Annotated in this window: 16 protein-coding genes; 7 read left to right on the forward strand and 9 right to left on the reverse strand. The window is 63.4% G+C overall.

Annotation, left to right across the window (positions count from 1 at the left end; all coding sequences use genetic code 11):
* The 3 genes from OVA00_RS14625 to OVA00_RS14635 all read right to left on the reverse strand — a co-directional run bounded on the left by OVA00_RS14625 (position 1) and on the right by OVA00_RS14635 (position 5,132).
* Positions 1-3,462: a chromosome segregation SMC family protein gene (locus OVA00_RS14625; protein ID WP_268089240.1), complete on the reverse strand. Its 3,462-nt coding sequence runs from the start codon at positions 3,460-3,462 to the stop codon at positions 1-3.
* A 105-nt stretch (positions 3,463-3,567) separates the two neighbouring features.
* A complete protein-coding gene (locus OVA00_RS14630) occupies positions 3,568-4,404 on the reverse strand; it encodes a DsbA family protein (RefSeq protein WP_268089241.1) in 837 nt (278 codons plus the stop codon).
* A gap of 221 nt (positions 4,405-4,625) precedes the next feature.
* Positions 4,626-5,132: a DUF721 domain-containing protein gene (locus tag OVA00_RS14635; RefSeq protein ID WP_268089243.1), complete on the reverse strand. Its 507-nt coding sequence runs from the start codon at positions 5,130-5,132 to the stop codon at positions 4,626-4,628.
* A 92-nt stretch (positions 5,133-5,224) separates the two neighbouring features.
* On the opposite strand from OVA00_RS14635, the gene mutY reads away from it, so the two are divergent.
* From mutY to OVA00_RS14650, 3 genes are read left to right on the forward strand one after another with little or no spacing between them, the layout of a single operon-like run.
* Entirely contained in the window at positions 5,225-6,313 is a 1,089-nt protein-coding gene (gene mutY, locus OVA00_RS14640) for an A/G-specific adenine glycosylase (protein WP_442780508.1), read from the forward strand.
* A gap of 59 nt (positions 6,314-6,372) precedes the next feature.
* Positions 6,373-6,990, forward strand: coding sequence for an HAD family hydrolase (locus OVA00_RS14645; RefSeq protein WP_268089244.1), 618 nt, complete (start codon positions 6,373-6,375; stop codon positions 6,988-6,990).
* Positions 6,991-7,022: 32 nt separating this feature from the next.
* Positions 7,023-8,021, forward strand: a complete 999-nt coding sequence (locus OVA00_RS14650; RefSeq protein ID WP_268089245.1) for a hypothetical protein — start codon at positions 7,023-7,025, stop codon at positions 8,019-8,021.
* 57 nt (positions 8,022-8,078) lie between these two features.
* Here the strand turns inward: OVA00_RS14650 and OVA00_RS14655 are convergent, their stop codons facing one another.
* The 4 genes from OVA00_RS14655 to OVA00_RS14670 form a co-directional block, all read right to left on the reverse strand.
* The gene (locus OVA00_RS14655) at positions 8,079-8,480 is read right to left on the reverse strand and encodes a YkvA family protein (protein WP_268089246.1); all 402 of its coding nucleotides are present in this window, start codon (positions 8,478-8,480) and stop codon (positions 8,079-8,081) included.
* A 241-nt stretch (positions 8,481-8,721) separates the two neighbouring features.
* Positions 8,722-9,852 carry a site-specific DNA-methyltransferase gene (locus tag OVA00_RS14660; RefSeq protein WP_034801293.1) on the reverse strand — a complete coding sequence of 377 codons (1,131 nt, stop codon included), beginning with the start codon at positions 9,850-9,852 and terminating at the stop codon, positions 8,722-8,724.
* 198 nt (positions 9,853-10,050) lie between these two features.
* Entirely contained in the window at positions 10,051-10,401 is a 351-nt protein-coding gene (locus tag OVA00_RS14665) for an antibiotic biosynthesis monooxygenase family protein (protein ID WP_034801289.1), read from the reverse strand.
* Between the two features lie 3 nt (positions 10,402-10,404).
* Positions 10,405-10,725: an NIPSNAP family protein gene (locus tag OVA00_RS14670; RefSeq protein ID WP_268089247.1), complete on the reverse strand. Its 321-nt coding sequence runs from the start codon at positions 10,723-10,725 to the stop codon at positions 10,405-10,407.
* A gap of 95 nt (positions 10,726-10,820) precedes the next feature.
* On the opposite strand from OVA00_RS14670, the gene OVA00_RS14675 reads away from it, so the two are divergent.
* On the forward strand, positions 10,821-11,501 hold the full coding sequence (locus OVA00_RS14675) for an ArsR/SmtB family transcription factor (RefSeq protein ID WP_060516294.1): 681 nt from the start codon (positions 10,821-10,823) through the stop codon (positions 11,499-11,501).
* Positions 11,502-11,521: 20 nt separating this feature from the next.
* Here OVA00_RS14675 and OVA00_RS14680 read toward each other — a convergent pair whose 3' ends face one another.
* Positions 11,522-12,190, reverse strand: a complete 669-nt coding sequence (locus OVA00_RS14680; protein WP_034801282.1) for a GntR family transcriptional regulator — start codon at positions 12,188-12,190, stop codon at positions 11,522-11,524.
* A 179-nt stretch (positions 12,191-12,369) separates the two neighbouring features.
* Here OVA00_RS14680 and OVA00_RS14685 point away from each other — a divergent pair, with 179 nt between their 5' ends.
* Positions 12,370-13,065, forward strand: coding sequence for an HAD family hydrolase (locus OVA00_RS14685; protein ID WP_034801280.1), 696 nt, complete (start codon positions 12,370-12,372; stop codon positions 13,063-13,065).
* A 228-nt stretch (positions 13,066-13,293) separates the two neighbouring features.
* Positions 13,294-14,400, forward strand: a complete 1,107-nt coding sequence (locus tag OVA00_RS14690; RefSeq protein WP_034801278.1) for an ABC transporter substrate-binding protein — start codon at positions 13,294-13,296, stop codon at positions 14,398-14,400.
* Between the two features lie 68 nt (positions 14,401-14,468).
* Here the strand turns inward: OVA00_RS14690 and OVA00_RS14695 are convergent, their stop codons facing one another.
* Positions 14,469-15,020, reverse strand: a complete 552-nt coding sequence (locus tag OVA00_RS14695; protein ID WP_034801474.1) for a hypothetical protein — start codon at positions 15,018-15,020, stop codon at positions 14,469-14,471.
* 281 nt (positions 15,021-15,301) lie between these two features.
* Here OVA00_RS14695 and thrC point away from each other — a divergent pair, with 281 nt between their 5' ends.
* Complete coding sequence (thrC, locus tag OVA00_RS14700; RefSeq protein WP_113504592.1) at positions 15,302-16,702, forward strand: threonine synthase; 1,401 nt, start codon at positions 15,302-15,304, stop codon at positions 16,700-16,702.
* The last annotated feature ends 4 nt before the right edge of the window (positions 16,703-16,706 follow it).

Below are 16,706 nucleotides of genomic sequence, written 5' to 3' on the forward strand. Positions count from 1 at the left end.
TCAGACGACTTCGCGCAGGCGTTCCGCCGTCTGCAGGTCGACGGAAACGAGTTGGGAGACGCCCTGCTCGGCCATGGTCACGCCGAACAGGCGGTTCATGCGGGCCATGGTGATCGGGTTGTGGGTGATGATGATGAAGCGTGTCTCGGTCGACGCCGCCATTTCGTCCATCAGGTTGCAGTAGCGCTCGACATTGTGGTCGTCGAGCGGTGCATCGACTTCGTCCAGCACGCAGATTGGCGCGGGATTGGTCAGGAACACGGCGAAGATCAATGCCATCGCCGTCAGCGCCTGCTCGCCGCCGGAAAGCAACGTCATGGTCTGTGGCTTCTTGCCCGGCGGGCGGGCGAGAATTTCAAGGCCGGCCTCCAGCGGATCGTCGCTCTCGATCAGTTGCAGCTCGGCCGTGCCCCCCCCGAAGAGGTGGGTGAACAGCCGCTGGAACTGTACGTTGACGACGTCAAATGCGGCGATCAGGCGCTCGCGGCCCTCGCGGTTCAGGTTCTGGATGGCGCTCCTGAGCTTGCGGATCGCCTCGATGACGTCGTCGCGCTCTCTGAGCAGCAGGGCGAGCTTTTCCGAAAGCTCCTTCTGTTCTTCTTCGGCACGCAGGTTGACGGCACCAAGCCGCTCGCGCTCGATCTTCAGCCGTTCGAGTTCGCGCTCGATGTTGCGCATGTCCGGCAGTGCCTCGTCGACGGCAAGCCCCGTCAATCGCATGACCTCGTGCGGCGCGCAGGAGAGCGCTTCCTGAATGCGGGCCTCGATCTCGACGCGACGTTCGCGGGCGGAGACCAGCCGCTCTTCGGCGCGGCCGCGCTTTTCGCGCGATTCCGCCAGTTCGGAGAGCGCGGTTGCCGCCAACCGGTCCGCCTCGCGCTGACGGTTTTCAGCCTCGGCAAGCAGATCGGCCGCTTCGCGTCGGGCCGCTTCCGCCTTCTGCAACTCGTTCATCAGCGCCCGGCGCTTGTCCTCGAACTCGTCGGGCGCATCGATCAGCTCTTCGACCTCGTCGCGGGCTTCTGCCTCGCGGTCGCGCAGGGTCGCGATGTGCTCATTGGCGCTCGCCGCGCGCGCCTTCCAGGTCTGTCGTTCACTGGCAATCGCCGCGATGCGCCGCTGACGCGCCTCGTTCTCGCGCGCCAGGCCATCATGGGCGGCACGGGCCTCGGCGACGGCGGCACGATCGGCTGCGACATCGGCCGTCTGTGTGCGCAGCGTCAGTTCCAGTTCGGAGAGATCGGGCGCATCGGCGAGCGCGTCGTTGGCCGTCTCGATCTGCTCGGCCACCTCTTCGACCTGCGCCTCGATCTGGCTGCGCGATTCGGCAAGCACCGCGCGGCGGCGGGCAAGGTCGCCCGAGGCGCGTTCAGCGGCAGCGAGCGCGTCGCGGGCTTCGCCGAGCTGTCGAGTGATCATGCGCTGCGCGTCGCGGGCAAGCCGCAACCGCTCGTCCTCGGCGCGGATGCGACTGCCCGCAGAGGCAAGTTCGGCCTCCGCGAGGCGCAGCGCCTCAGCGGCGCCGTCGGCCTCGGTATCGAGTTCGGCCAACCGGTTCTTCTGCGCCAGCCGCAATGCGGCAGCACTTGGCGCCTCGGAGCCAGTCACGTGGCCGTCCCAGCGCCAGACGGAGCCCTGCTTGGTGACAAGGCTCTGGCCGGGTTTCAGCAGGGGCAGCAGCCGCTCGGCTTCCGCCTCGCTTGCGACGATGCCGATCTGCTTCAGGGCGCGGGTCAGCGCGTCGGGCGCCTTCACATGGGCAATCAGCGGGCTCACGCCTTCCGGCAAATCGCCGTCCCCGACATGATCCCCCGGCGCGCGCCAATGGGCCGGCGCGTCGGTTTCGAGCGGCGAGTCGAGATCGTCGCCAAGGGCCGCGCCCAATGCGGTCTCGAAGCCCCGGTCGACCTTCATCTCCTCGACGACGGCGGGATAGGCGCCACCGGCCACCGCCTCCAGCATGCGCCGGATGGTGCGTGCCTCGGTCTCGATGCCGTTCAGCGTCGCGCGCGTCCGATCGACGGGCTGACGCGCCTCGACCTCCATGCGCCGCGCTTCAGCGAGGCTTTCCTCGATCGCGAGCACATTGCTTTCGGCTTCTTCCAGCGCAGCTTCTGCGACCTCGACCTGACCCTGCTTTTCGTGCGGATCGGGAAGGGCCGCCATCTGGCGGTCGAGTTCATCGAGATCGCGCGACTGGTCGCCAAGTTGGCGGGCAAGACGTGCCTGGCGCTCCGACAGGTCGCGCAGCGTGCGCTCCAGCTGGTTGCGGCCGGCCTGTGCCTCGGCGCGTTCCGCCGTTAGACGCGCCAATAGCGCCTCGCTGCCGGCGAGCTTTTCGTTTGCGTCTTCGAGGCGCTCGCGCGCTTCCGTCGCACGGTCGTCGGCCTCCGCGAGCATGTCGCTGAGTTCGGCTTCCTCTTCGTCGAGACGCGAAAGAATGCCGGCATTGTCGACGACAAGGCGCTCCTCGCGGGCGATATCCTCGGCAAGCTGCGCCAGCCGGCGCTGCAACTCGTCGCGGCGCCTGAGGATGCGGCCGGCATCCTCTTCGAGCTGTGAGCGGGCAATCTGCAGACGCTGGAGGGCGGCGGCGAACTTCGCTTCGTTTTCGCGCAGCTCCGGCAGCTTCAGGCTGGCGATCGCCTGGTCCTTGGCCGCCTGCATCTGCTGCTGCGCCTTTTCCGCGACCAGCGCAGTCACCTGGTTGAGCTGGCTCGTCGCCTCGCCCTCCGCCTCCTTGGCCTGCACCCAGCGAATATGGAACAGGATCGCCTCGTGCTTGCGGATATCGGCCGAAAGCATTTTGAAGCGGTTGGCCTGGCGCGCTTGGCGCTTGAGGCTCTCGATCTGGCTTTCGAGCTGCGAGGTGACGTCGTCGAGACGCTCGAGATTGGTCTCGGCGGCACGCAGACGCAGCTCCGCTTCGTGGCGGCGAGAGTGCAGGCCAGAGATGCCGGCCGCCTCTTCCAGGAGCTGGCGACGGGCCTGCGGCTTGGCGGCGATCAGTTCGCCGATGCGCCCCTGCCCGACCATCGACGGCGAGCGTGCACCAGTCGACGCGTCGGCGAAGAGAAGCTGTACATCCTTGGCGCGCGCTTCCTTGCCGTTGATGCGGTAGACCGAGCCCTGCTCGCGCTCGATGCGGCGGCTGACCTGGATCTCGTCGCTGTCATTGAAGGCAGCGGGTGCCGTGCGGTCGCTGTTGTCGAGATAAAGGCCGACCTCGGCCGTGTTACGCGCGGGACGATTGCCGGATCCGGAAAAGATCACGTCGTCCATGCCGGAAGCGCGCATGTTCTTGTAGGAGTTCTCCCCCATCACCCAGCGCAAGGCTTCGACGAGGTTCGACTTGCCGCAACCGTTCGGTCCGACGACACCGGTCAATCCGCGCTCGATGATGAATTCGGTCGGTTCGACGAAGGACTTGAAGCCGAGCAGGCGAAGCTTGTTGAACTTCATGGAGCGGACGCTGGGGCTACGAGGTCCCCCCCTCTACCATCAGCCCAGACAAGAAAAACGGGCGCACAGCTGCTGCCGTCGCCCGTTTTCAGGAAAAGCGAAGGATCAGAGCTTGCTGTCGATGAGGGCCGACATAACGTCAACCGACATGTCCCCCGAATAGTGCTCGCCATTGACAAAGAAGGTCGGCGTCGACTGAACCCCGAATTCCTTGGCGCCCCGTTGCATAACAGTATTCACATCATCCAGAAGTTTTTGGTTCGTCAAGCAGGCCTCGAAGCTCTCCTGTGTAAAACCAGCGAGTTTGGACATCTGCAGCAGAGCGTCGCGACCATTCTGGGCTGCGGCCCACTGCTGCTGCTGCTTGAACAGCATCGAGATCATCGGGAAGTACTGGCCTTCCGGAGCGCAGCGCGCCAGCATGAAGGCAGCCGCCGCGCGCGGATCGAACGGGAATTCGCGCAGCACGAAGCGGACCTTGCCGCTGTCGACATACTTGGTCTTGATCGCCTCGAAGGTGTTGTTGTGGAAGGCGGCGCAGTGCGGGCAGGTCATCGACATGTATTCGACGATCGTCACCGGCGCGTTGGCGTCGCCGATCGCCATTTCCGGCAGGGCGCCCGGTTCCATCAGCTTGGCGACGTCGACGGACCCTTCCGACGAGGGGAGCTCGACCTTGACGGGAGCAGCCGTCGTCTGGGCGACTTCGGTGCCGGCAGAGGGCTTGGCTTCGGCGGTGGCCGGGGTCGCGGTCGTCGATGCAGTCGTGGTCGCGTCCGTTGCCGGCTTGGTTTCAGCCTTGGCGGCTTCGGTGGTCGCGGCCGGTGCGGTGGAGGCCGTTTCCTTCTTTTCGTCGCTGCAGGCAGCAAGCACCAGGGCGACAGTTGCGATGGCGGCACCGCTGAGCAGGCGCTTGGTAAGGTTCATTGCGGAAGCGGACATGATTTGACCCGTGTTCGGAGGGAATTGCAGTGCGGATTCGATATCTTGCCCCGCGCAGGGCGGCAAGTGGCGCGGCGTCAACAGAATTCAAAGAATTGTGACCGAGCGATGGCCGCCCAAAAGCGCGTCGCGATCTTTCCGATGCGCTGCTTGCGCTTTAAGCCTCTGGTTTTCGCGTCTCGTAGTCGCGAAAACCGCTGCATAGTTTTGCGCGCCGTGCCTTAGCGGCGCCGGGGATTGAGCACGGCGGTCCCCAGCCGACGCAAGGCGGCCTTCAGCTCCTCGCTTTCGATGCCTTCGACCATGGCCTCGAGCCGCCGGGCGGGTTCGCCCGAAAGCGGCTTGGGCTTGCCACGATGTTTCGGCTGCTGGGAGACGGGCTTTTGAACGATGCGCAGCTGCCCGATCGCATAGAAGCCGAAGAAGCTGTTGATGCGCTGGATCAATTCGCCCTGGGCGTGGGTCAAAAACAGCGCGCGCGCGCCCTCGCAGGCAACCGTCAGGACGCCCGGCTGATGTCCGCCCTCGCCCATGATCTCGGAGGCCCGTCGCGGCCAGGCGATCTTTTCGGGCCGCGTGCAATCGGCAAAGTCCTCGCCGGCGATTTCGTCCCAGGAGCCGAGCAGCATGGTGTTGATGCCTGCCCGCTTGGCGAGCACCGGGTCGATCAGGCCGTTCGCGACTTCGCTGATCTGGACGACGCCCTTCCGGGTCTTCTGCTCGCTCACGTATGGACTTTCTGTAGGCAATGTCGATTGAGCCTTGATGCCGCGGCTCCGCTTCGCCAAGTATAGGCCGGAAACGGAACTCCCGGCAAATCATGCACGATACGATACCGGCGGCGGACGCTGCACCCCTGCTTTTGGAATGGTACGACAGGCACCATCGCGACCTGCCCTGGCGGGTTTCGCCGCCGATGGCGCGCCGAGGCATCGTCGCCGATCCCTACCATGTCTGGCTTTCCGAAGTGATGCTGCAGCAGACGACGGTGCAGGCGGTAAAGGCCTATTTCGAAAAGTTCCTGTCACTGTGGCCGACCGTCGAGGACCTGGCGCGCGCCGACAATGAGGACGTGATGAAGGCATGGGCCGGGCTCGGCTATTATGCGCGCGCCCGCAACCTGAAGAAATGCGCCGAGGCCGTCGCGAACGATCATGGCGGCCGCTTTCCCGACACGGAGGACGGGCTGAAGTCCCTTCCCGGCATCGGCGACTATACCGCCGCCGCGGTCGCGGCGATCGCCTTCAATCGCAGAAGCGCCGTGCTCGACGGCAATGTCGAGCGGGTGATTTCCCGCCTCTATGCAATCGAAACGCCGCTGCCGGCGGCAAAGCCCGAGATGCGGGCCCGCGTCGCCGCGCTCACCCCTGAGAGCAGGCCGGGTGATTTCGCCCAGGCGATGATGGATCTCGGCGCGACGCTCTGCACGCCGAAACGGCCCGCCTGCTCGCTCTGTCCCTTCCGCGCCCACTGTCGCGCGCTTGTCGTCGCCGATCCGGAAACCTTTCCGCGCAAGGCGCAGAAGAAGGACAAGCCGCTTCGGCGCGGCGCCGCCTTCGTCGCGATCGACGCCGACAACGCGGTCTATCTGCGCAAGCGGGCCGAGACGGGCCTGCTTGGCGGCATGACCGAAGTGCCCGGCACCGACTGGACATCGCGGCAGGACGGCGACACCTCGCTTGCCTCCCAACCCTTTGCAGCGGCCTGGGAAGATTGCGGCACCATCAGCCACGTGTTCACGCATTTCGAGTTGCGTCTCTCGGTCTACCGCGCCAATGTCGCGCGCGCCGGGACGCAGGGCAACGGCTGGTGGGAGCCGGTTCACTCGCTGAGTGCCCAGGCGCTGCCGACGGTGATGAAGAAGGCGATCGCCCAGGCGATCCCGCATGCCTTCAAGGCGGAACGCTAGCACGGTACGGGCCCACCCGTCCCGCTCCAACTCCGAAAGTTCAAGCAGGGAATACGTTCATGAGCAGCATCGATATCCGCCACATCGTCTTCGACATCGGCAAGGTGCTTATCCACTACGACCCCAACCTGCCCTACAGTCGCATCATCCCCGACGAGGCCGAGCGCGAGTGGTTCTTTGCCAATGTCTGCACCCACGACTGGAACATCGAGCAGGACCGCGGCCGTTCCTGGGAAGAGGCGGAAGCGCTGCTGATCAAGGACTTTCCCGAGCGTGAAGAACAGATCCGCGCCTTCCGCAAATATTGGCAGGAGATGGTGCCGCACGCCTATGTGGAGACGGTGTCACTCCTGGAGCGACTGATCGCCGAAGGACGCGACGTGACGATGCTGACCAACTTCGCCTCCGACACGTTCCGCGAGGCGCAGGTCCTTTATCCCTTCCTGACGCTGCCACGCGGCGTCACCGTTTCGGGCGACGTCAAGCTGATCAAGCCCGATATCGCCATCTATGAGACGCACACGCGGGCCTTCGATCTCGACCCATCGGCCACCCTCTTCATCGACGACAGCATTCCCAACGTCGAAGCCGCGCGGCTTGCCGGCTGGCATGCGGTGCATTTCGTCGATCCGGAAAAGCTGAAGGCCGATCTCGCCGGCTGCGGCATTCATCCGTAGGCTGAACTGCCGATCGACGATGGCTCCTGCTCGTGGCGGCACGATTCCGCCACGAATCATATTTACTACCTGTGATTGCGCAATCGCAGAGGCAATATATGAATAGTTTAGAATTTTCAGTAATTCCAGACGGCGCCGCCAAGGACGCCTTCATCGACGAGCTCTACGCGACGACCGAGGCCAGCTTTCGCGACGAGGTGCCTCCGGAAGAGTTTGGAGAACGGTTTTCAGATACCCGTTTCGTCGTCGCCAGACGCGATGCCAAACTGGCGGGCTGGCTCAGCCTTCGGCCGCCGACTGAAGGCGACGACAAGAGAGCGGCCGATCGAGGCTGGCACGCCATGCCGTCGCACGACCTGCACGACGCCGAAATTCTCGCGCGGCTCTTTCGGCTTGCAGCCGTAGAGGCCGGTTCAGAAGGCATCATCTGGCACTCCCGAAAAACCGCCCTCAACCAGCAGGTCGTCGAAATGACCGGCGCGACCGCGCTTCGGGATCTGTTCAGGACCTGGCAGGCGTCACCCAAGCGCTGGCCGGCCGCAATCGCAAAACCCAAGGACGGTGCCGTCGTTTACGCCGTCCAGGCGCCTCTCCCAGAAAATCTCCTCGCAAAGTTCGTGGACTTCCTCACACGCGCGGGGATATCGGACTGCAGTGGAGAAACCTGCACCACGACCTGGGACGCGGACTCCGTCGCCCAACGTATCGCTGACTGGGATGAGGGCGGGCTGCTGATGCAGTGGCTGGAACATCACGACCTCGTGGTCGCCGAGGCCTACGCCTTTGTCTGGAGCGATGAAATGATGATCCACATCACCGAACATCATGCCCCGTCTTGCGGGCTGATTGCCCTGGTTGCCGCCCTGCTTCAGCGCATACCCGCGGCCTATCCCGATATCAGGGTCGCCACCGTCGAGTTACAGGAAGACGAAAGAGCACGCCTCGAGCCTGTGCTCGCCAGTTGCGGCTTCGAGGATAAGGGCGCCCGAACCCTCTACCACTTGCGCCCACAGGGGACGCCGGCTCTCTAAAGGCGGCGTATCCTCCATTCGGCGCGCGGCGGCGGCACGGGTCGCCGCCGCCCATTGTCAGGGCCTGACCGCGATGAAGCCCCATGCCAGCCAGGCCGCAATGACTGCGGCCACGAACCAGATACTCAGGATCGCGAGGAGGCCGCTGCGGCTGGACGGGCGTCCTTCCAATGCCGCCGCCCGCTCTCGGAATTCTTCCATCAGCGCTGGCGGCACCAGACGTACGGCCAAGAGGATGCCGAGCGGAACGAGAATAAGATCATCGAGGTAGCCGAGTATCGGAATGAAATCGGGGATCAGGTCGACCGGCGAAAGTGCGTAGGCCGCCACAGTGCCGGCAACGAATTTCGCCGAAAACGGCGTTCGACGATCTCGCGCGGCGAACCAGAGCGCAACGACGTCGCGTTTGATTTGCCGCGCCCATTGCTTCGCGCGCTGGAGACGATCGGGCACGGCCATGCGGATAACACTCTTGTTCGGATGAAGGTTGCTCTGTCCGAACCCTATGAGCGGATGCGAAGATTGGCAATCGACCTCAGGGCCCTAGAGCTCGCTTCAAACGCTCCATCGGATGGCCCAAACATACAAATGCCCGGAATCCTCACATTGAGGATTCCGGGCATTTAAAGCTCTCTTTCCGGGACTGAAGGTACAAAAACCGGTTAGAGCGCTTTTCGAAGGATCCGGCGGAACTGGTTGATCAGTTCAGTTTTGCCAGATCATTTCGAATGACGCTTCTGAGTTCGTCGATGGGCTTCAGGGTGTTCCCCTCTTCGAAGTGCCAGAATGTCCATCCGTTGCAGGCATCAAGCCCCTGGACCTTGGCGCCCAGGCGATGAATTGAACCGGCCTCGCCGCCGGAGGCGACCGTGCCGTCGGCACGAACGATCGCGCTGTAGCGGCGCTTGGCGTCTGTCAGAACCGTGCCGGGCTTGATCAGCCCGCTTTCGATCAGCGTGTTGAAGGCGACGCGCGGCTCGGCCTTCTTGCCGGTCATGACCGAGAGCATCGCCTTGCCGAGCGGTTCGACCGCGTCGATGCGTGCCGATGCCGCGTCGATGTAATCCTGCTCGCGCTCAATGCCGACGAAGTGGCGGCCGAGGCGTTTGGCGACGGCACCGGTCGTGCCGGAACCGAAGAAGGGATCGAGAATGACGTCGCCCGGCTTGGTCGAAGCCATCATGATACGGGCGAGCAGCGCTTCCGGCTTCTGGGTCGGATGCACCTTCTTGCCGTCATCACCTTTCAGGCGCTCGTGACCGGAGCAGATCGGGAACAGCCAATCGGAGCGCATCTGCACGTCGTCATTGGCCGCCTTCATCGCATCGTAGTTGAAGGTGTAGCCCTTGGCATTGGCATTCGGCGTCGCCCAGATCAGCGTCTCATGAGCGTTCTGGAACCGCCGACCCTTGAAATTCGGCATCGGGTTGGTCTTGCGCCAGATGATGTCGTTGAGGATCCAGAAGTGCAGATCCTGCAGGATGGCGCCGACGCGGAAGATGTTGTGGTACGAGCCGATGACCCAGAGGGTGCCGGTCGGCTTCAGCACGCGGCGGCAGGCCAGCAGCCAGGCACGGGTGAAGGCGTCGTAAGCTTCGAACGACGCGAACTGGTCCCATTCGTCGTCGACGGCGTCGACCACCGACTGATCGGGACGGGTCAGCATGCCGCCGAGCTGGAGGTTGTAGGGCGGGTCGGCGAAAACGACGTCGACCGAATTGTCGGGAAGCGCATTGAGCGCCGCAACGCAGTCACCCTTGATGATGCTGTCGAGCCAGCCCAACGGACGGGTGGAACGGGAGACTTCGGCAAGCGAAACAACTGAAGACATGGACAACTCGCAAATACGCTTACTCGGAACGGATCATGGAGCGTATGGTTACCGAAGATGGTTACCAAAGCCTGAAGGCCGTTTCGAAAAAGTGCGTAGTCGCGCTATGTTAGAGAGGTCTTCTGGAGTGGACAGGAAAGGCGGGAACGGGCGTTCACCCGCCTCCCGCCGCCCCGTTCAAGCGTCGCGGACGCCGTTTCACCGGGCGTCGTGAAAGGCGCGGCTGTCTGAGGGGGCCTCATGGCGCTCGTTCAGCCCGTAGTCGCGGATCACGGAGGCGATGCGCAGGCGGTAATCGGCAAAGACGCCGTGGCGCCCCGCATCCTGGGCGGCACGATGTTCGGCGCCGTTCCGCCAGGCCTTCACCGCCTCCTCGTCGCGCCAGAAAGACAGGGACAACACCTTGTCGGGATTGGCCAGACTCTGGAACCGCTCGATCGAGATGAAGCCATCGATGTCGTCGAGCAGCGGACGCAGGTCGGCGGCAATGCCGAGATAGGCGTCACGCCGGCCCTCGGCCGGTAGGACTTCGAAGATGACGGCAATCATGTTTCACTTTCCTCCGATGGGCATCGAGACGTTCTTCAGGAAAATACGATCCTCCTTCAGGATAAACCGCTCGCGGCGGGAGAAGGCATAATTTTCCCGGCCGAGCGGATCGGCGGCAGGCCGGGCGCGATAGGCCTCGTAGGCCGCGAGGCTCTCGATGTTGTAAACGCCGTAAGCCGTCGTCGCAGATCCCTCATGCGGACCGAAATAGCCGATGAGATCGGCGCCGCAACGCGGGATGACCTCGCCCCAGTTGCGCGAATAGGTGGCGAACTCGTCCTTCTTGAAGGGATCGATTTCGTAGCGGATGAAACAGGTGATCATCATCATCTCCAGGTCTTTTGGGGCCTTTCGCCCGGTCTTCGATGAAGTGACTATGCCCGCTTGAAGTGCGAGAATGCTTCGATTACGATCGAAGTATGAAGGAAGGCCCAGACATCGCTCTCATCGGATCGCTGATCGGCGATCCCGCCCGCGCCAACATGCTGACGGCGCTGATGGGGGGTAGTGCGCTGACCGCAACCGAGCTTGCCACCCATGCTGGCATCACGCTGCAGACCGCCAGTTCCCACCTGGCCAAGCTCGAGGCCGGCGGTCTGCTCAGCCAGCGCAAGCAAGGCCGTCACCGATATTTTCAGCTGGCAGAAGACGAAGTCGGGCTGATGCTCGAGAACCTGATGGGCTTTGCCGCCAGCCGCGGCATGAACCGGCACCGCCCCGGGCCGAAGGATCCGGCGCTGAGAAAAGCGCGCGTCTGCTACAATCACTTGGCCGGCGACTATGGCGTGCGCATGTATGACAGCCTGATTGCCGAAAAGCAGATCGAAGTCACCGGCGACGACCTGGCGCTGACGCCCGACGGGCAGAACCGGATCGAGGCGCTCGGCATCGACTATGCGGCGCTGAAAAAATCCCGCCGCCCGATCTGCCGCACCTGCCTCGACTGGAGCGAGCGCCGCTCGCATCTGGCCGGTTCGCTTGGCGAAGCGCTGCTGACGCTATTCATCGACAAGGGCTGGGCGAAGCGCGAGGCGAACAGCCGCGCCATCCGCTTCACCGCCAATGGCGAGAAGGCTTTCTCCGAGCTGTTTCCGCAGTAGCTGCTGCCAGCAAAACCACTCTAGCCGACGATGGAAAAGGCCTCGCGGGTTTCGCCCGCGGCGGTCCTGACCGGCGTCTTGCCGATCCAGCCCACATGGCGTTCGAGGATCTTTGCCGCCTCGTCGCCTCGGCCTTCGCGCAAGGCGGCGAGGATCGCGCGGTGATCGTGGTCGGTGCGTGCCTCCCAGCTCGTGCGCCAGGCGGAAAACAGGAAGCGGGCGCTCGCTGCATGCAGATCATCGATCGCCGCCAGCAGCCGCGGCATGCCGCAGGGTTCGAGGATCAGCCGATGGAAGGCGCGGTTTGCCGCCTCCCAGGAGCGCACGTCGCGCGAAGTATCGGCGGCGGCCGTGGCCATCTCGGCCCGATCGAGGATCGCCGGCGTCAGATGCGGGATGGCATGGCGAAGCGCCAGAACCTCAAGAACAGCGCGCATTTCGGCGACCTCCCTCACCTCCTTCAGGTCGAAAGAGGCGACGCGAACGCCGCGGCGCGGCTCGCTGACGGCAAGGCCCTGGGCCTCCAGCCGTCGAAAGGCTTCGCGTACGGGAACGTGGCTCGCACCGAACTCCTCGGCGATATGATCCTGCCGCAAGCGCTCCCCGGGCATGAGCATGCCGGAGATGATCCGCTCGGCCAGGGCCTTGCTGATGCGACTTGCGAGCGTGTCGTCCTGCTGCTTTTCCATCGCCTACTGATAGAGCCGCGAAACAATGCTGTCGAGCAAGCGCACGGGCGGTTTCGATAATTTCCAATGGTTGAGCTTTGGCCTACCATCGTATAAAAGCTCTGCCGTACGAAAGCCCGCGCCGCGCGAAGATTCCTCCCCCCGCCTGCGGCGCCTCTCCTCCCAGGGAACTGTTCCATATGACCGGTATCGATCTCATCATTTTTGATTGCGACGGCGTTCTCGTCGATTCCGAAATCATCGCGTCGGAAGTCGAAGCAGCACTGCTGACAGAAGCGGGTTACCCGATCAGCGTCGAGGAAATGGCGGAGCGTTTTGCCGGCATGACCTGGCACAACACGCTGCTGCAAATCGAAAAGGAAGCAAGCATCCCGCTTTCGGCCCAGCTCATCAGCAAGGTCGACGTCATCCTCGACGAGCGCCTTGCCCGCGACCTCAACATCATCGACGGCGTCAAGCCGATGCTGGCGCAGCTGACGCTGCCGCACTGCATCTGCTCCAACTCGACCTCGGCGCGGCTTGCCATGATGCTCGGCAAGGTCGGCATCAAGGACCATTTCGGCCGACACATCTATTCCGCGCGCGACCTCGGCGCCGACCGCGTCAAGCCGAAGCCGGATATCTTCCTGCACGGCGCCAAGCAGATGGGCGTCGACCCGTCGCGGGTGCTGGTGATCGAGGACTCCGTGCACGGCATCCACGGTGCACGTGCCGCTGGCATGCGCGTCGTCGGCTTCACCGGCGGTTCGCACACCCATCCCTCGCATGCCGACCAGCTGACCGAAGCGGGTGCGGAAACGGTGATTTCGCGCATGACGGCGTTGCCGGGCGTGATCGCGGCCCTTTCCGCATGGTCGGAGTCGATGACGGCCTGATTGGCCGCAGGCGGTCGCACACCGCCATGCCCCTTTCGCTCCGGCTTTCGGCCGGAGCGGGAAAGAAGCCTTCGGCCAACACGGCAGACGTCCAATTAGACGCCGAGGGACATGATGACACATTGCAGTGGCGTCACGTCCCCTAGAAAATCTTCCCGGTTTTCGAGGAGCCGCGCACGAGGGCCGTACCAAGCAAGCCCCATCGGGGTATTTTTAGGAGGAAACACAATGCGTCTTTCAATGTTGACCGGCCTGACCCTGGCGGCCAGCGTCGCCTTTGGCCCGCTCGCCTTCGCCGACATCACCATTGGCGTGATCACGCCGCTCACCGGCCCGGTCGCGGCCTATGGCGAGCAGGTGAAGAACGGCGCGGAAACGGCTGCAGACGAGATCAACAAGGCTGGCGGCATCAATGGCGAGAAGATCGTGCTGAAGATGCTCGACGACGCCGGCGATCCGAAGCAGGCCGTTTCGGTTGCCAACCAGGCTGCTGGTGAAGGCATCCGCTACGTCGTCGGCCCGGTTCTGTCGGGCACCTCGATGGCGGCTTCGGACATCCTTGCCGAAAACGGCATCCTGATGGTGACGCCGACGGCAACCACGCCTGACCTCACCACCCGCGGTCTCTGGAACGTGCTGCGCACCTGCGGCCGCGACGACCAGCAGGCCGAAGTCGCCGCTGCCTATGTGGTCAAGAACCTCAAGGACAAGAAGATCGCCGTCCTCCACGACAAGGCGCCTTACGGCAAGGGCCTTGCTGACGGCTTCAAGAAGGCGATCAATGCCGGCGGAATCACCGAAGTCGTTTATGAAGGCCTGAACCCGGGCGACAAGGACTTCAGCGCGATCGTTACCCGCCTGAAGTCGGAAAACGTCGATGTCGTCTACTTCGGCGGCTACCATCCGGAAGGTGGCCTGCTGGCACGCCAGATGCACGACCAGGGCGTGAAGGCGCAGATCTTCGGCGGCGACGGCCTGTCCAACACCGAGTTCTGGGCAATCGGCGGCGAAGCTGCGACCGGCACGGTCTACACCAATGCCAGCGACGCGACCAGCAACCCCGCCTCGGCTCCGGCTGTCGAAGCGCTGAAGGCGAAGAACATCCCGGCCGAAGCCTTCACGCTCAACGCCTATGCTGCCGTCCAGGTGCTGAAGGCCGGCATCGAGAAGGCAGGCTCCGCCGAAGACGCGACCGCGGTTGCAACTGCGATCAAGTCGGGCGAAGCCATCGACACGGTTCTCGGCAAGCTGACCTACAGCGAAGCCGGCGACCTGACCTCGCAGGCTTTCTCGCTCTACAAGTGGGAAGGCGGCAAGAGCGTTCCGGCTGAATAAGCCGCACACGACGGAAATGAAAACGCCGGGGCAAGCCCCGGCGTTTTTTTTGCGGCATAGGCCGCTGCCTACTTCTTCTTGCCCTTGGCCGGCGGGCCTTCGTCGAAGCCCACATAGACGGTGACATTGGATCCGGCGCCGGCCGGCAACGTGACGTCGGCCTTGGTGAAGACGAACTGGGCCGAACCGGTTGCAGGGATTTCCACCGCATGCTGCGTCAGTTCGGAATAGAGCGTCTTGTCTTCGTCGGTTGCAGCCACGCGGATCGGCATGGTGACCTTGCCGGGACCACCGGCAGGACCGCTGACGACGCGGCCCTGGACCACGACGGTTATCGTCAACGCGCTCTCGCTCTGCACGCATTGCCGCGTGGTGTCTGCCAGGGAGGCCTGATAGACGAGCTTCGTCGGGTCGTTCTTGGCCCCCTTTGCGTAGCTGGCATGCACATTTGTGCCGTCACGAATGACGACCTGCGGGCATGCGGCCTGAACGACGGCCGGCGTCGGAGCAGCGGCACTGCCGCCTGCGTCGATCGCCCCACCGGATTGCGTCTTATTGCAGCCGGCTAGGACTGCGAGAAAAGATATTGCGAGAACAGGCCGGGAAACTTTGCCAAACACGTTGAACAACCTCTGCTGGACCGGTTGAAACTCCTTGACCGAAATCTCGGCCGGAAGACCTTTCATGGCCTTCGGGCATCGTCTATAGCAGCGACAAACTGAAAAATCGATTGGGTCAGTCCGTCCCTTCCGAATTTTCCGAAGCTAGTTTTGCGACCGGAAATTGGGTCGGTGACAAGAATAAATGCAGACTTTGTCAAGGACTGACGCAATAAGACGAGCGTGTCGCGACGACGTTTCCCAAGGTCGCCGCAATCCTTGAGGTGGGACGAAGGACAACGATGGTGAAGTATATCTCGACGCGCGGCGAAGCCGCTCCTCTCGGCTTCTGCGACGCGCTGCTTGCCGGTCTTGCGCGCGATGGCGGTCTCTATCTCCCCAAGGAATGGCCGAAGTTTTCCAAGAAGGAAATTCGCGGCCTGCGCGGCAAATCCTACCAGGACATTGCCTTTACCGTGCTCGAACCCTTCATCAATGGCGAGATCCCGGCGGCCAAGTTCCGCGAAATGATCGACGAGGCCTATGCCACCTTCCGCCACCCGGCGGTGGCGCCGCTGGTGCAGACCGGACCTAACGCCTTCGTCATGGAGCTCTTCCACGGCTCGACGCTCGCCTTCAAGGACGTGGCGATGCAACTGCTCGCCCGGCTGATGGACTATGTGCTTTCCGAACGCGGCGAGCGCGCCACCATCGTCGGCGCGACTTCGGGCGACACCGGGGGCGCCGCCATCGACGCCTTTGCCGGTCGTGAGCGCACCGACATCTTCATTCTTTTCCCGCACGGCAAAGTCTCACCGGTGCAGCAGCGGCAGATGACGACCTCGAGCGCATCGAACGTCCATGCGATTGCAGTCAACGGCAACTTCGACGACTGCCAGAACCTCGTCAAAGCGATGTTCAACGACGTCGCCTTCCGCGACCGCGTCAAGCTTTCGGGTGTCAACTCGATCAACTGGGCGCGCATCATGGCCCAGATCGTCTATTACTTCACGACGGCGGTCGCGCTCGGCGGCCCAGACCGCAAGATTTCTTTCACGGTCCCCACCGGCAACTTCGGCGATATCTTCGCCGGCTACGTCGCCAAGCGCATGGGCCTGCCGATCGATAAGCTGATCATCGCCACCAACGAAAACGACATTCTCGCCCGCACGCTGAAGACCGGCCGCTACGAGATGCGCGACGTCAAGGCGACCACCGCACCGTCGATGGACATCCAGATCTCGTCGAACTTCGAACGGCTTCTGTTCGAGGCGAACGATCGCGACCCGGGCGAAATCCGCTCGGCGATGGACGGGCTGAAGCAGTCCGGTTCCTTCACCATCCGCGAAAAGGCGCTGAAGGCGATCCGCAAGGAGTTCCGCGCCGGTCGCGCCTCGGAGAAAGAAGTCGCCAAGACGATCGCAAAGACGCTTGCAGACACGGGCTATCTGCTCGATCCGCATAGCGCCGTCGGCGTCTTCGTCGCCGCCAAACACGAGAAGGCATCCGCTCCCATGGTGACGCTTGCCACCGCCCATCCGGCGAAATTCCCGGACGCGGTAAAATCGGCAAGTGGTATTGACCCGGCGCTTCCGACGTGGCTTGCTGACCTGATGAACAGGGAGGAGCGTTTCGATATCCTGGATCCGGACCTGAAAACCGTCGAAACCTTTATCGGCGAGCGTACCCGTCTCCGGGGGTAAGAAC

The sequence above is a fragment of the Ensifer sp. SL37 genome (assembly GCF_026672675.1).
In the GTDB taxonomy this organism is placed as follows: Bacteria; Pseudomonadota; Alphaproteobacteria; order Rhizobiales; family Rhizobiaceae; genus Ensifer; species Ensifer adhaerens.

Bases quoted from the DNA above. Each gene is read 5' to 3' on its own strand.
- OVA00_RS14660 (WP_034801293.1), bottom strand. From the start codon at position 9,852: ATGTCTTCAGTTGTTTCGCTTGCCGAAGTCTCCCGTTCCACCCGTCCG.
- OVA00_RS14680 (WP_034801282.1), bottom strand. From the start codon at position 12,190: ATGGAAAAGCAGCAGGACGACACGCTCGCAAGTCGCATCAGCAAGGCC.
- OVA00_RS14675 (WP_060516294.1), top strand. From the start codon at position 10,821: ATGAAGGAAGGCCCAGACATCGCTCTCATCGGATCGCTGATCGGCGAT.
- mutY (WP_442780508.1), top strand. From the start codon at position 5,225: ATGCACGATACGATACCGGCGGCGGACGCTGCACCCCTGCTTTTGGAA.
- OVA00_RS14655 (WP_268089246.1), bottom strand. From the start codon at position 8,480: ATGGCCGTGCCCGATCGTCTCCAGCGCGCGAAGCAATGGGCGCGGCAA.
- OVA00_RS14645 (WP_268089244.1), top strand. From the start codon at position 6,373: ATGAGCAGCATCGATATCCGCCACATCGTCTTCGACATCGGCAAGGTG.
- OVA00_RS14630 (WP_268089241.1), bottom strand. From the start codon at position 4,404: ATGTCCGCTTCCGCAATGAACCTTACCAAGCGCCTGCTCAGCGGTGCC.
- OVA00_RS14665 (WP_034801289.1), bottom strand. From the start codon at position 10,401: ATGATTGCCGTCATCTTCGAAGTCCTACCGGCCGAGGGCCGGCGTGAC.
- OVA00_RS14685 (WP_034801280.1), top strand. From the start codon at position 12,370: ATGACCGGTATCGATCTCATCATTTTTGATTGCGACGGCGTTCTCGTC.
- OVA00_RS14690 (WP_034801278.1), top strand. From the start codon at position 13,294: ATGCGTCTTTCAATGTTGACCGGCCTGACCCTGGCGGCCAGCGTCGCC.
- OVA00_RS14625 (WP_268089240.1), bottom strand. From the start codon at position 3,462: ATGAAGTTCAACAAGCTTCGCCTGCTCGGCTTCAAGTCCTTCGTCGAA.
- thrC (WP_113504592.1), top strand. From the start codon at position 15,302: ATGGTGAAGTATATCTCGACGCGCGGCGAAGCCGCTCCTCTCGGCTTC.
- OVA00_RS14670 (WP_268089247.1), bottom strand. From the start codon at position 10,725: ATGATCACCTGTTTCATCCGCTACGAAATCGATCCCTTCAAGAAGGAC.